Annotated in this window: 11 protein-coding genes; 6 read left to right on the top strand and 5 right to left on the bottom strand. The window is 43.1% G+C overall.

What is annotated here, in order from left to right; translation table 11 throughout:
• Positions 1-36 precede the first annotated feature (36 nt).
• From A4E24_RS10060 to A4E24_RS10045, 4 genes are all read left to right on the top strand, one after another.
• Entirely contained in the window at positions 37-447 is a 411-nt protein-coding gene (locus A4E24_RS10060) for an MASE3 domain-containing protein (RefSeq protein WP_292353217.1), read from the top strand.
• 160 nt (positions 448-607) lie between these two features.
• Positions 608-1,186 (top strand): helix-turn-helix domain-containing protein, encoded by a 579-nt coding sequence (locus A4E24_RS10055; protein ID WP_292353216.1) that lies wholly within the window; start codon positions 608-610, stop codon positions 1,184-1,186.
• Positions 1,187-1,200: 14 nt separating this feature from the next.
• A complete protein-coding gene (locus A4E24_RS10050) occupies positions 1,201-1,611 on the top strand; it encodes a thioesterase family protein (RefSeq protein ID WP_292353215.1) in 411 nt (136 codons plus the stop codon).
• A gap of 31 nt (positions 1,612-1,642) precedes the next feature.
• A complete protein-coding gene (locus A4E24_RS10045) occupies positions 1,643-3,295 on the top strand; it encodes an AMP-binding protein (RefSeq protein ID WP_292353214.1) in 1,653 nt (550 codons plus the stop codon).
• Between the two features lie 21 nt (positions 3,296-3,316).
• On the opposite strand, the gene A4E24_RS10040 is transcribed toward A4E24_RS10045, so the two are convergent.
• The gene (locus A4E24_RS10040) at positions 3,317-5,224 is read right to left on the bottom strand and encodes a DUF2341 domain-containing protein (RefSeq protein ID WP_292353213.1); all 1,908 of its coding nucleotides are present in this window, start codon (positions 5,222-5,224) and stop codon (positions 3,317-3,319) included.
• A 344-nt stretch (positions 5,225-5,568) separates the two neighbouring features.
• Positions 5,569-6,339 (bottom strand): protease inhibitor I42 family protein, encoded by a 771-nt coding sequence (locus A4E24_RS10035; protein WP_292353212.1) that lies wholly within the window; start codon positions 6,337-6,339, stop codon positions 5,569-5,571.
• A 165-nt stretch (positions 6,340-6,504) separates the two neighbouring features.
• Between A4E24_RS10035 and A4E24_RS10030 the strand changes: the two genes are divergently transcribed.
• Positions 6,505-7,173: a 2,3-bisphosphoglycerate-dependent phosphoglycerate mutase gene (locus A4E24_RS10030; protein WP_292353210.1), complete on the top strand. Its 669-nt coding sequence runs from the start codon at positions 6,505-6,507 to the stop codon at positions 7,171-7,173.
• A gap of 16 nt (positions 7,174-7,189) precedes the next feature.
• On the opposite strand, the gene A4E24_RS10025 is transcribed toward A4E24_RS10030, so the two are convergent.
• Complete coding sequence (locus A4E24_RS10025; RefSeq protein WP_292353208.1) at positions 7,190-7,597, bottom strand: co-chaperone YbbN; 408 nt, start codon at positions 7,595-7,597, stop codon at positions 7,190-7,192.
• A gap of 193 nt (positions 7,598-7,790) precedes the next feature.
• Here A4E24_RS10025 and A4E24_RS10020 point away from each other — a divergent pair, with 193 nt between their 5' ends.
• Positions 7,791-9,494, top strand: a complete 1,704-nt coding sequence (locus A4E24_RS10020; RefSeq protein WP_292353207.1) for a PAS domain S-box protein — start codon at positions 7,791-7,793, stop codon at positions 9,492-9,494.
• Positions 9,495-9,733: 239 nt separating this feature from the next.
• Here A4E24_RS10020 and A4E24_RS10015 read toward each other — a convergent pair whose 3' ends face one another.
• Together A4E24_RS10015 and mprF are read right to left on the bottom strand one after the other, a co-directional pair.
• Entirely contained in the window at positions 9,734-11,107 is a 1,374-nt protein-coding gene (locus A4E24_RS10015) for a cation:proton antiporter (protein ID WP_292353206.1), read from the bottom strand.
• Positions 11,108-11,186: 79 nt separating this feature from the next.
• Positions 11,187-13,760, bottom strand: coding sequence for a bifunctional lysylphosphatidylglycerol flippase/synthetase MprF (gene mprF / locus A4E24_RS10010; RefSeq protein ID WP_292353204.1), 2,574 nt, complete (start codon positions 13,758-13,760; stop codon positions 11,187-11,189).
• Positions 13,761-14,218: the final 458 nt, after the last annotated feature.

Genomic DNA, 14,218 nt, shown 5'->3' with positions numbered 1-14,218 from the left:
ACAGCCCTGTATTTTGTCAGCTTGTAGAGCTACCTGTTGTTCCACACTCTTGTTGAGATGACCATCATAATTATAGCCGTGATGCTTTTTATGATCACTTGGTTCTCCAGAAAAACCACTCGGAACAATTACATGCTTTTTCTCGGAATATCTTATTTGTTCATCGCGATCATTGAACTCTTCCATGCACTGGCATACAAGGGCATAGAAGTATTTCCCGCACAAGATGCTGATCTCCCTACTCAATTGTGGATCGGTACAAGGTATCTGGAGGCAGCCACTTTCCTTATTGCTCCAATGATAATGAAAAAAGAGCTAAAGGCATATTCCACACTGGGGATATATGCCATTATAAGAACTATTCTTCTGGTATCCATATTTTCAAACAATTTTCCTGCATGTTACATAGAGGATACAGGACTCACAACTTTCAAGATATACAGTTAATACCTGATAGCAGGCATGTCCATCGGCGCCCTGGGATTGCTCTTTTTCAACTTATTTATTTTGATTAAAGCCCTGCAAACGCTGTTTAAATGGATAATTTTTTAACTCACCATTGCGTATGCTTTCAAACCAGTACAGTCTAACAAGAAGAGGTAGGAACATGTCAGAGAAGAACCTAGTCGGTAACAAGATCCGTCAGTTGCGCGAAGCACGGGAAATGTCAGTCGGAGAGCTGGCAGAAGCAAGTCACAGCAGTGTGGAACTTATACAACAGCTTGAGAATGGTGCCCTTATACCCTCATTGACACCCCTTTTACAAATAGCCCGTGCACTTGGAGTGCGTCTGGGTACTTTCCTTGATGATGCAACACAGAACACACCTGTAATTGCAAGGGCCGGAAGGTCCGAACAGATCGTAAGGTTCTCTGGCAATTGCAAAACCCCCCAGAGAAGCATACTGGAATTCTCATCCCTGGCATCTAACAAATTAGATCGGCATATGGAACCTTTCCTTATAGATGTCCACCCCCTCGGATGTGCAGAGATCAATCTCTCAGCGCATGAAGGAGAAGAGTTCATCTATGTGCTCAAAGGCCAGATAGAGATCATGTACGGAAAAGAACAGTACACCCTCAACGTGGGAGATAGCATCTATTATGATTCTGTGGTCCCTCATCATGTGCATGCAGCAGGGGAGCAGGAGGCACAGATCCTTGCAGTAGTGTATACTCCCCTCTAAAGAAGGTAGTTCAGATGTTCACAACAACAGTCACCCCAAGGTTCGGAGATGCGGATGGTCTGAGACACATTAACAATATCGCTATCTCTGAATGGTTTGAACAAGCTCGTAATCCTGTCTTCCGTTTCTTTACTCCCGACCTTGACCTAAGCTATGAGAAATGGAAGCTTATCCTTGCAAGGACCGAGTTCGATTACATTGGACAAATGTACTATGGTGAGGACGTGGAGATCCATACGTTCATTGTAAGGATCGGTAATTCTTCTTTCACCATAGGTCAGGAAGCCTGGCAAAGAGGAGGGCTGAAAGCAAAAGGGCAGGCTGTGACAGTTCACTATGATTTCCTGAACAAGAGATCTGTTCCGATACCTGACGACATCAGGAAAAAGCTCCAGGAACATCTGGTCACCGAGGACGAGAAGTGAAAGAAAATGTTTAGAGTGAAGGGGATATGATATGCCATTTATAGAAGATACCTTAGGAGCGGTTTTAGAGAATGTGGTGGCTACTGATCCAGACAGAGAATTCATGGTATATCCTGACAGGGATCTGAGGTTCACCTACAAGGAATTCGATGAGCGTGTGAACACATTGGCCAAGGGATTGCTGGCTATAGGCATTGGAAAAGGCGATCATGTAGGAATATGGGCTAAAAATGTCCCTGACTGGCTGACCTTCATGTTCGCCACTGCCAAGATCGGAGCCGTGCTCGTTACGGTCAACACCGCATACAAGAGCCACGAAGTGGAATATGTCATAAAGCAGTCCGACATGAAAGCTCTGGCGATCATCGATGGTTTCAGGGATGTGAGCTATATAGACATCATGTACGAACTCGTGCCTGAGCTTAAAACACAGCAGCGTGGCAAACTGCGCAGTGAGAGGTTCCCGTTCCTTAAGAGCGTTATATTCATTGGCCAGGAGAAACACCGGGGCATGTATAACAGTGCTGAGATCATGCTGCTCGGAAAACATGGAGATGAGGAGAATTTTCAAAGGATCAAACAGTCACTTGACTGCAATGATGTAGTGAACATGCAGTACACGTCAGGTACAACAGGTTTCCCAAAAGGTGTCATGCTGACACATAGAAATATCCTGAACAATGGTCTTTCGATTGGAGATCGGCAGAAGTTTACCTCTAAGGACCGTTTATGCCTCCCGGTACCGCTATTCCACTGCTTTGGGATCGTGCTGGGAGTAATGGCTGTCCTTACCCATGGAGCAACTCTCGTGATGCTCGAGCTCTATGATCCTCTTATGGTACTGGCGGCTGTTCAGAAAGAAAAATGTACGGCTTTGTATGGAGTTCCCACGATGTTCATCGCCGAATACACTCATCCGATGTTCAAGATGTTCGATCTTTCTTCCCTGCGTACGGGAATAATGGCTGGTTCAACCTGCCCTATCGATTCCATGAAAAGGGTAATAAATGAAATGAACTGCAAGGAAATTACAATTGTGTATGGTCTGACGGAATCGTCTCCCGGAATTACCCAGACCACAACCGATGATCCAATAGAGCTGAGAGTAGCGACTGTAGGGACAGTTTTCCCTCATGTGGAAGCTGCAGTGCTGGACCCGGAAACATATGAGCCGCTACCTCCTAACACCATAGGAGAGATATGCTGCCGCGGCTATAATGTGATGAAAGGCTACTATAAAATGCCTGAAGAAACAAAAAAAGCGATCGATAAAAATGGCTGGCTGCATAGCGGAGATCTGGGTACATGTGATGAGAACGGCTACTACCGGATCACGGGCCGCATAAAGGATATGATCATCCGCGGTGGTGAGAATATCTATCCAAGAGAGATAGAGGAATTCCTGTATACGATCGATGGCGTGAAGGATGCACAGGTAGTGGGTATCCCTGACACAAAATATGGGGAGATAGTAGGTGCTTTTATCATGCTCAACGATGGAGCACAGCTTACGGAAGAGGACATCCAGGACTATGCACGCACCAAGATCGCCAGGTACAAAGTTCCAAAGCACATATTCTTTGTCAAGGAATACCCCCTTACAGCAAGCGGCAAGGTCCAGAAGTTCAAGCTCAGGGAAATTGCAGTGCAGCTAATAGAAAATAAAAAAGGAGAAGAGGCTTAAGCCTCTTTTTAACTTTGTTTTTTATCTTTTTGCCTTTTTTAAATGGGACACTAAGACAAATCCCAGGACCACAGACAAAAATCCAAACCCTGGAATACCCTTACTCTCCGGTTCTTCTTGTGCTGACCCTTCTTCGGTAATGGAGATCATCTGAGAGTGATCGCTCTCTAGCGTCATGACAATACCTGTAAAGGCAGGATCATTGCTGTAGTAATCATAGAGGCTTCCTACGAGTTCGGATGTGGTTGCATTTTCGGCAGGCAGATGAGAGACCATCAGATCTATCATTGCTTTGCTATCAGCACCCCTTGCCTCTCCCATCTTCGGAGCCAGAGCATCTGCAACGGCATTGGTGGAATCGAGCTGGTCCTCAGCATCATAGGCAAGGAACACAAAGAGGTCCACGTTATCTGAGAACTTGGTGAAGTCTGCCATATCATAAGATGCAGGTATATCCACTGCCAGAGGTATTCTGTCAGTAGTCGTTCTCCTTACTTCTTCTAGAAGCAACATATTATCCTGGCACGCCTGTTCAGTGTCCTCTGTACATGGGTCTAGTGTAATATCTATACCATCAAAATCAGACAGGGACTTTGTGTTATAATCCAGGATAGCGGTCACGGTAGATAGCAGCTGGTCTTTCCCTGATGTGGCATTTGTCCCTTCGGGAATGAACAGCATAGCATACACCTTTATGTCATTTTCATGTGCGGTCTTGATGAACCTTTCAGATTTCCAGATAGAATCTCCTGTTGTCCTCAGGAAGACCATGTTCACACCTGTTGCATTGAACCGGCTGAGGATAGTATCATCATAGTCCTCCACATCAAAATACCTTATAGACAACACTTTTCCTTCGGGAAGGACCAATTCAGGTATCCTGACCTCTTCAATGATCTCTGCAGGCTGCTCTTCGGTTTGTATCGCTGAGAAACTTACAGTTGGCTCCTGTGAAGTATACTTACGGACAAAAAGATAGTCCATAGACATATATCCAGTGTTGGGTGAACCCTCGACATAAGTATTGGATTTCAGGAACACTTTCATTTTAGTTCCGGGAACGTAAGGTTTCTCCTCAGTGGAAACCACATCCATTCTTGGATCCCTGACCCCATTCTTGAACCATGCCACTTTATTGGTCTCTTCGCCTTCCTGATACCAGGCAGTTTCAGAGATGTACCAGACATTATTCTGGACATTCACATCGGACAGGTCCCAGGGATTATATCTAAGATTGGCTTTGTTATTCTTCATGGTCCATGTGACAAAAGCTTCATTGTTCTGTTCTGTCTGCATGAGTATCCAGTTCTTTGTCTCACTTTGAGGGTCCACAAAACCCTGTTGCAGGACAGGACCTCTGGTATCTTCACCAGTGGACACTTTTTTTCTTTTTACGACAAGACTTGAATTGATCGGAAAGTCTTTCTTTGACTTGATCACGGAAAAACCATTTGGATGTTTTACAGGCACTATAAGATTACAGGCACCTGAACTGAATCCAAGTTGCCCTCCTCCGTTGGTCTGAGATTCCCATTTAGTGAATTCAAGGCGGGAATTACCAAAATCATCAAAAAGTTCAAAAGTAGAAGCGCCGTTGCTCACATCCTCTGCCAGAGGATTACCATAATACATCTTTATTTCGGACTCGCTTTTAGCTTTGATCGATGGAACTTTCACCCAGATCGATGCTGTTGCAGCAGCCTGGTCCCAGCTCTCTGTCCAGTGACTAAGCTGTTTTCCAGCAGACTCGAACCTTATATCTTTGCCCTGAGGATCGGCTTTGGTAAAATCGAAGTTAGAACTGTCAAGTAAGATATTTATCTGATATCCGGAAAGGTCCACGCCGGAATTATCCTGAACATATAGAGTGGAGCTGTAGTTCCATTCTCCTCCACCGGCTCCGGTCAATGCCTGAGAAGATCCTGCCATAAGCAGGAGGACAGTAAATAAACACAATAATTTTATGAGCGATCTTGCCATCATTTCATTCACCTTGAACATTGGCTTTCTTCTGAAAACAAAAAGACATGCTAATAGAGCTAAGAGGGATTTGTAGCTCCTATTGTAAAATAAGAGCATCACTTATTAAATAGATTACTTTTGATCCAGACTTTTTGCGAGCATGTTGTTTAGCAGGGCAGAAGAGTGTGGGCGGAAAGCGAGATCGATAAAGGCAGCATTTTTACGTTCACACTTCATCTGCAGCAATAAAGGAAAGCGAACCTGTAGACGGTAATATGCTGCAGGTTACGGTTATTGTTTATAGTTCCGGTTCATGAACTTATATTCAATGTTAAATTGAAAGTATCCTCATCTCCTGTGATATCCTCCCATGGTCTTTTGTAAATTCCGGAAACATTATACTGTCCTGCACTGTTAGCCTTAACGGTCCATTCATGTACACCGCCCGCTCCGACAAGTTCTGTATCTGCGGATGAAAAGAATTCGTCTTTCATTAATTCCAGACCCGGTGTAAAACTCATGTTCCATGAATAACCTGTAGTTGGGTTCTCCTCCAGTCTTATTGTAACAGGCTCTCCTGTCTTCAGATCCACTGAAGAGCCACTTTGTTCCCCAGTAAATATTTTAAACATTGCTCCATCTCCTGAGACTTTCTGCACCACTGCATCCAAGGTCTTTAAACCTGCTATCAATGGGTAACGCTGAGTTGTAATGTAATCTGCTTGTGAAATGTTCCCATTGCCATCTACATCGACATGCACTGACAGTGAATATTCTTTGCCTTGTTCCAATTTACCGGTCGCAACTGCATACAGAAATGTGCTGTTTGTTCCCTGGGTGATGGAAAGACCTTGAATGGTCTGTTCAGCTACCACCCTGGATGCAGTATCTGCAATACTTGCATCTTTAATTGTCACGTATGCTGTTGCATTGGAAAATGAAATATTCTGCCCTTCAAAGGATATGGTACCTGTAAGCATATTCTGTGCCGGGGGATCCACACATCCGGATAAAGCCATGGTGAAAACCAAAACCAGCATTAATGAAGTGTGGATTATGATCGATCGACCATGTGTTGTCATGCTCTCACTTCCTTATCCATAGAGATTGACTCATACCTATAAATTCCTTGTTTAAGCTGCGAATGATCTGGAACTTATATTCATTGATCTTGTGAACTTCATGTTCCATAGTCTTATGAATATGTTTAAATCAGAGGTCTGTCAATCAATTATGGGTGAAATGGAATGAGTGTTCTTGTGCTTGTCAGACATGGAGAATCACGCTGGAACCTGGAGAACAGGTTCGCGGGCTGGGTAGACGTTCCTCTGAGCGAAAAAGGGATCATGGAAGCAATGGACTGTGCAAAATATCTTCAGCCTTTTGAATTTGACGTTGCTTTCACATCAAAGCTCACACGAGCTCAGACTACATTGATGCTGATATTATCATACCAGAAAAAGACAGGCATTTTCCTGCATGATGATGAAAAAGGGGATGAATGGTCCCTTCATCCCATGCGCGTAGATGAAAGCGAGATGCCCATATATTCCAGTGAAGCATTGAATGAACGGTATTATGGAAAACTGCAGGGACAGAACAAACAACAAGCCCGTGAGGTTTACGGAGAGGAACAGGTCTTTATCTGGAGGCGAAGTTTTGATATCGCACCTCCAAATGGTGAAAGTCTGAAAGATACATATGAACGGACAATACCATATTTTAAGGATAATATACTGCCTTTCCTTGAAAAGGGGAAAAATGTGATAGTAGTCGCCCATGGAAATAGTCTGCGCTCAGTGGTCAAATATATAGAGAACATATCAGACGAGGATATTCCTAAATTTGAGCTGAATACAGGAGACCCGGTAATATACGATCACAAAATGGGTAAATTCACTAAAAGAAATATATGAAGATCAGCATCTGCTATTACTCATAGGGTGAGATCTCATCGGGCATCGGAGTACTATGCAGTACACATTCATCACCGTGTTCAATAAGTTCCTTTATGGCGCTTTTAAGCAGCGAGGGATAAACCAATCCAACTGCTTCCTTGATGGCTTTTCCTTTGCAGAAGAACTTGAACGTAGGAGCTGATCTTACACCGTACCTCATGGCTGTCACCGGGCTATCCATGCCGTTCATCCTGATGAATGTACAGGAATTCCTGAACTCTGCGGCATACTCCCGGAAATACGGTTCTATCTGCTTACAATGAGAACATGCAGGAAGATAGAACATGACCACCATAGGTTTTTCCTGGTTTGCCAGCATTTCTTCCCAGTTAGCATCATTAAGCTCTATAATGTCACCATTTGTTATAATATCACTCCCCATACTTTTTTCATCCTGATGATATTAATAAGTATTCCTAATAATATACCCCTCAATTGTAGCGGAACGGCAAACCATCAGGGTATATGGCATATATGCAGATATATTTATATTTCCTGAAAGGCATGGTCTTAAGATATATGCTTGCTCCCGAAGGAGAACTATTCATGATACGAAAGATGGACCGAGAGAACCTATGAACAATAAAGCAAGGTCAGGGATGCAATACGAACTCTCAGTGCTTGAAAGCTGCAGGACCGTCCTGGGAGATACATATACAGGTACTGAACTAAAATCCCGATCAGAGTTCTTAACAGTTTTCCTGGATACGGTCCCTTTGCCTGTATTCTACAAAGACGTTTGCGGGAAATACCTCGGCTGCAATAAGGCATTTGAACAGTTCATAGGGAAGACAAGAGAAGAAATAATTGGCAATACTATGCCCGATACCTGGCCCAAAGAATTTGCAGAAAAATATGAAAGCATGGACAGGGAGCTTTTTGAAACGCCTGGTAAACAAACATATGAGTGGCAAATCACGCTGTCTGACGGGTCAAAAAAAGAAGTGATCTTCCATAACGCCACTTATAGCGATGCATCCGGAAAAACAGCCGGGATCATCGGAGTGATACAGGATGTCACTGAACTTGTACAGGCTATTAGCCTGCTGGAGGAAAGTGGAAAGGACTTAAGGTCTATCCTGCACTCTTCTACCGAATCTATAATCCTTATCGACGTTTCAGGCATTGTCCTTGATGCCAATGAAGTTGCAGCTCATCGTCTGAAGACAGATCTGGAAATGTTCAAAGGAAAGAACGCATATGATTTTTTGGCTCCTGAAGTTGCGGAAAATCGTAGGAAAATGGTATGTAAGGTAATAGCAGAAGGCAGGCCAATATATTTTGAAGATGAACGTTATGGAGCGACTGTGTTAAATTCCATATACCCTATATTCGACAAAGATGGAAAAGTCGAGAGACTGGCCATTTTTGGTATGGATATTACAGCAGCCAGAAGGGTAGAAAGTACATTACAGAATCATGAAGAACTATACAGGGACATTACAGGAACAGCTTTAGATGGTTATCTGTACGTAAGTTTCGATGGGATCATCCTTGAAGCGAATGAAGCATACTGCATGCTCAGTGGCTATACGCTTGAAGAACTGCTTGGCATGCATATCTCAGACCTGGAAGCAAATGAGAGCTACGAACAAACAGCAACTCACATCTGCAAGGTCATTGAATCAGGAAAGGACCGTTTCGAAACAAAACACCGTACTAAGAACGGCAACATACTGGATATTGAAGTAACTACAGCTTACTCAGAGAAGACGGTACCTGGTTTCTTCTCATTCTTCAGGGATGTTACGGAACATAAACAGACTGAAGAACGTGAACAACACCTAAAAAAAGTACTCTTAGCTATCCGGAAAGCCACCAGATCCATTATCCGTGCAAGTGATCCGGATGTCCTTATTCGGCAAGTCTGTGCTGATCTGACAGCAACTCCTGGCTATCTTGATGCCTGGATAGTACTGGCGGATGAAAAAGATCACATAAGGCCCAGTGCTTCAGGGATCGGAAGCGAAAGGGAAATTATTAGGGAACAATTGGAACGTGGGAAATACCCATTCTGTATGATCTCAGCACTCGAAAACAATGGAATAATAGTTATCGATCAACCTGATCCCAATTGTGGTGATTGCGCCTTACCATGCAGGCATGTGCAAATGAGCAGAATGGTCAGAAGGTTGCATTTTGAGGGTAGGATCTATGGCATCCTTACAGTCCTGGTCCCCACCGCCTTCGCACATGAAAAAGAAGAACAAGAGCTTTTTATTGGAATTGCCGATGATCTGGGTTTTGCTCTTCATAAGATGACCACAGAGAATGCATAAAAGACCTGCCTTATCAGAGAAATGTTGTTTCATGCTGAGCCCAAGATCAACTAAAATTCGGATCTCATTTTCTTTAAGGTGCAGATCATATATCTCGATCTCACCAAAATAGAGGCATTACTATCACCGGAGCCCTGCCATTGAGGAAAGAACAGCCAGACCACATCTTCTGACATATGGTTATCCCCAATTTGATTAATATTACGATCAGTTTCTTTAAATATTCTTTCAGTTACCTTTTAAGCCTTATCGGGGAAAGAGCGTTCAATGAACCATAGCATTGGGCGGGTCATAAATGTGGTCACCAGAGCCATCAGAACCATCATGGTAAAGATCGTAGGGGTCAAGATCCCGAGTTCGTATCCAATACTTAGGACAACCAGCTCCACCAGTCCTCGCGTATTCATCAGTGCTCCCAAAGCCAGAGAATTTGCCCACGATTGACCTGTAAAGCGCGCTGCTATAGCACTGCCACCAAATTTGCCCATAATAGCTACCATAATGATCAGGACACAAATAAGCCACAGGTAACCTGCATTCAGCAGGCCCAGCTGTGTGTTGAGACCATTTATGGCAAAGAACAAAGGTAAAAATATCACCAGGCTCACATCTTCTATACGGGAAATGAGCACATTTCTGAAATCTATCTGAGAGGGCATTATGATCCCTGCCAGAAAGGCTCCAAAAAGAGCATGTATACCAATGGTCTCAGTTGCAAATGCTGACAGGAACAGCACAACGAACAATAGTGCAATGAACCCTTTACTCAAATGTTCCTGTGTGGCGTATACATTACCTAAATGTTGCAATATCGGCCGCACAAAGTAGATCATAAACAAAATGTAGAATATAGCCAGCACAACGGTAGCAACAAAGGTCATTATCGTATCGGCTCGGATAATGCCTACAACTGCCGCCAGCAGGCACCATGCTGTGACGTCATCGACGGCAGCACAGGTAAGAGCAAGGGTGCCTAAAGGCGATTGTGTCAGCTTGCGTTCCTGGATGATCCGGGCCAGTACAGGAAATGCTGTCAGGCTCATGGCAATGCCCATGAACAGACTAAATGAAATAAAAGGAACTCCTTCTGGTGCAAAGCCTGTGAACAGGAAGTAGGCCAGGCATACTCCGAAGAAGAAAGGCACTACTATACTGGCATGACTCACGACCAGTGCAGTTTGTGCTTTATTTTTCATCAAATTGGAATCAAGTTCCAGACCAACGATGAACACAAAGAGGACCAGCCCAAGATTACTGAGCGTTTCTAACCAGCTCAAAGAGGCGGGACTGAACAAAAAACTGCTTAACTGAGGACACAATATTCCTAATACCGATGGGCCCAGTACTATCCCTGCTGTCATTTCGCCTAACACGGTTGGCTGACCTATTCTATTGAAGAATAAACCAAAAAGCCGGGCTATTAACACTATTACTGCGATCTGTAAAAACATCAGACTAAGGGGGTGGTTCAAATTATTAGCTAAACTTCTGCCCATGACCAGTCCCAGATCCTCGTATGCCAGAAGATTGTTATGGCCTTTTATTACAGTATCAGGATCGTCGGCCAAAGGAGACTCTAACCGCTGGCCCTGAAAGATGATCAGGAAGACCATTAGAATAAATATACTATTGATCACCAGGTAAAATAGGATATTTCTGTGTGCATGATTTCGCATCAAGGAACCCGATCCCTCATTTTGTAAATATTTCTTTTGTTCCACCTGATATCAATAAAGCAATATCCTTCAGGACGAACATCTGCTTGATCCCTTTTGGCAAGGCTATATACCGGGGTTCCCATATAGGATTGAACTTTTCTTTATATGCCCTAAGGCCCTTGAAGTTGTAGAAATATTCTCCATGTGTGAAGATAGTTGAACCTATTTTGTTCCACAATGGTGCAAGTGTCCTGTTCTCAAGACCTGAAAGTGGTGACATCCCCAGTGAAAAATACCTGAACCCGTTTTCTTTTCCCCACAGCATGAGCTTGGTAAAAAGATATTCCATAGTAGTGTTAGATATAGCGGGATCGTAACGCATAAGGTCGATAGCCATCTCTTCTTTATTGGCTGTCACCCAGATATTGGCAAAAGCAGCTACCTGATCACCCTTTTTTATGACCGCAAGAGGAAAATTAGCCAGATACTCAGTTTTAAAGGATCCCATAGAAAAACTCTTTTCTTTTGTGTTCTTGGTTTCCAGCCAGGCGTCAGATATGCTTTTAAGCTCCTCTATATGAGCAGGGATCTCTCCAGGCTCCATGATCTCAAAATGGTAGCCATCTTTTTCCATACGTTTTACAGAATAGCGGAAATCTTTTCCTGCACTGCCTTCAAGGCTGAACTCTGAAAGCTGGACACGTGCTTCCTCTCCTATTTTGATCAAAGTAAGGCCAATGTCCAGATAATAAGGGATGTATTTCTCGCTTACTTCATAAAAAACGGTCCATCCCTGGTGCAGGTTTGCCATTTCGTGGAAATCCCATATCAGTTCTTTGATATTTTTGCTGTTCCCTATGGGATCGCCCATACAGACCCAGCTTTTTCCGGAAATCCCATACATAAGGAATGTATTTTTCGGCTCATCGAACAATACATACTTATCCTCAAGTAGAACGAGATTGCTGTTTGTGTCAGTACTTGTCCTGATAATTTCCTTCGTTTTAGCCATTTCTCCTTCATCAGGAAGTCTGAGGTCTTTGCTGGAACCTCCAAGCAGTCGCATGATCCCGAAGATAACTAAAACTGCAGATATTCCTACAACAGATCTGAGGAACCTGGATACATGCATATTGGTTCCAAACTGCCACAAAAGTTCCTGCGAGTACTCCACATGTTCATGGGCAAAGATACCAAGCCATATGAAGCTTAGAACAACAACTGCAATAGCAATTATATTGTCCCTGCTGAAAGACTGGTTCAGCAGTGAAGACTTCCTGTAAAAATGCTTTCTTTGAGGCAATAGCAGTAAAAATATGGCAAATAATATGCCTGATTCTATGTAGTTCAAACCTTTCAGGATCGAGAAGATACTGCCCAAGAACAGTATCGCTACTGATAACAGATAAGCTCCATCTACCCTTTTCCACAAACCATTGGCCAGAATGAGAAGAAAGACCCCCAGCATACTGCTGAAAAGGCTGGAAGACTCTATCAATGATAAAGGAACGATCGTTCCTATAATGCGCATGCCTTCCATCTGAGGAGGCAGGGCTTCGGAAAAAAGAAGCAATATCCCCGCAAAGAAAATAAGCACAGCGAATACCTGGGGTGTGAATGCAGCGACTGTCAGATATGTTTTTTTGTGCAGATTGATCAGTATCTCTTTCCTCGCATTGAACTCGCTGTATGAAAGGACTATCAATCCCGCCAGGAAAGGTGTGAGATAATACACGATCCTGAACATCACAAGAGCAACAATGACAGTTTCAAGAGCTAAATGAGGAGCAAGTGCAAGGAGCATGAGCGCTTCGAAAGCTCCCAGCCCCCCGGGGATCGTAGTAATATAGGCAATGGTCTGTGCTACTAAGAACATTGCCATGAAATATGGAAAAGAGATCTCACCACTATGAGAGAGCAAGAAATATAATGCACAGCCTGCAAAGATAGAATCGAGCGATGAAACAAGGATCTGCAGAAGAGCAGTCCTTACATCAGGGAATAGGATCTCATAACCTTTTACGCTGAAAGTCCTATGCTGCAAGCACAGCACCAGATAACAAATAAGGAAGAGCAATAAGCAGACGCCCAAGGCCTTCAACATGATCTCATAAAAAACAAGGGACCCAGGAAGATCGATCGGATAGAAACTTAATAGTGATCCACCTACAAAGCATACACCAAGCCAGAATGTTATATTGCAGAACGTTATGATCTTGCCTATTTGCAGCAGTGTCAGACCATAGGCAGAATATGACCTGTAACGCAGTGAGCCACCTGTAAGAGGATTGAATCCAATGCTATAACTGATGGACGTGCTTGTAAAAGAAGACCTGAGGATATCCTTATATGAAACAGATTGGCCTATGTATCGCATGGCTAGGAAATCATAACCGAGAAGAGCTATGTAACTCAACAAAGTGAAAACAGAAGCAAATAACACACTCCACAGCTCAATGTCTGTGAAACTCACCAGGATCTCATTTAGTTGCAGGGGCTGAAGCCCCCTGTCCAAAACCCATAGTGAAAACGCAAAAATGGCAATCGGCAGTAAATAGCTGATCTTTTCTAGTATTTCCTGCGCCCGATTATTTTTTTTACTGTTCAATATAATTCACCTGAAATAAATACCTCTATATTGATCATGCTATTTGATATTAACTCAGGTTTTGAGTGTCAGGAGAAAAGTTAAAATGTTAGATGCTAATAATACTATTTGAATAAAAATTGCAAGTAAATAAACTAACAAAATATATATATATAACTTTTAATCTATTTAAACCAGTCTAACTTTGGTTGTAATTTGAAGCCTAATTTTCATTCAGCGCTTAAGGAACGTAAACAGAAGGAGTAATATGTGGAGACTCAAATTCCGGAGAGGTCCGATCATAAAGGAGATCATCTGGATGAAACGGGAATTCCCATATGACCCGAAAAATGAATATCAAAGTAAGAACAGATATGTAAGGGGCTAATTTGATGGTTTCGCGAATATTAGAGTTCATAGACCAAAACTTTATATAATGAAAGTATTACCTATTGACAGATTTTTAAATAAAGCAGTAA

Origin of the sequence: Methanomethylovorans sp. PtaU1.Bin093, assembly GCF_002067275.1 — an archaeon.
Taxonomy (GTDB): domain Archaea; phylum Halobacteriota; class Methanosarcinia; order Methanosarcinales; family Methanosarcinaceae; genus Methanomethylovorans.
The sequence above is the reverse complement of the archived record's forward strand: the minus strand, read 5'-3'. Positions and strand labels throughout refer to the sequence as shown.

Coding starts and splice junctions, on each gene's coding strand:
- A4E24_RS10020 (WP_292353207.1), top strand. CDS start 7,791: ATGAACAATAAAGCAAGGTCAGGGATGCAATACGAACTCTCAGTGCTT.
- A4E24_RS10055 (WP_292353216.1), top strand. CDS start 608: ATGTCAGAGAAGAACCTAGTCGGTAACAAGATCCGTCAGTTGCGCGAA.
- A4E24_RS10040 (WP_292353213.1), bottom strand. CDS start 5,224: ATGGCAGGATCTTCTCAGGCATTGACCGGAGCCGGTGGAGGAGAATGG.
- A4E24_RS10030 (WP_292353210.1), top strand. CDS start 6,505: ATGAGTGTTCTTGTGCTTGTCAGACATGGAGAATCACGCTGGAACCTG.
- A4E24_RS10050 (WP_292353215.1), top strand. CDS start 1,201: ATGTTCACAACAACAGTCACCCCAAGGTTCGGAGATGCGGATGGTCTG.
- A4E24_RS10045 (WP_292353214.1), top strand. CDS start 1,643: ATGCCATTTATAGAAGATACCTTAGGAGCGGTTTTAGAGAATGTGGTG.
- A4E24_RS10035 (WP_292353212.1), bottom strand. CDS start 6,339: ATGACAACACATGGTCGATCGATCATAATCCACACTTCATTAATGCTG.
- A4E24_RS10025 (WP_292353208.1), bottom strand. CDS start 7,597: ATGGGGAGTGATATTATAACAAATGGTGACATTATAGAGCTTAATGAT.
- A4E24_RS10015 (WP_292353206.1), bottom strand. CDS start 11,107: ATGGTCTTCCTGATCATCTTTCAGGGCCAGCGGTTAGAGTCTCCTTTG.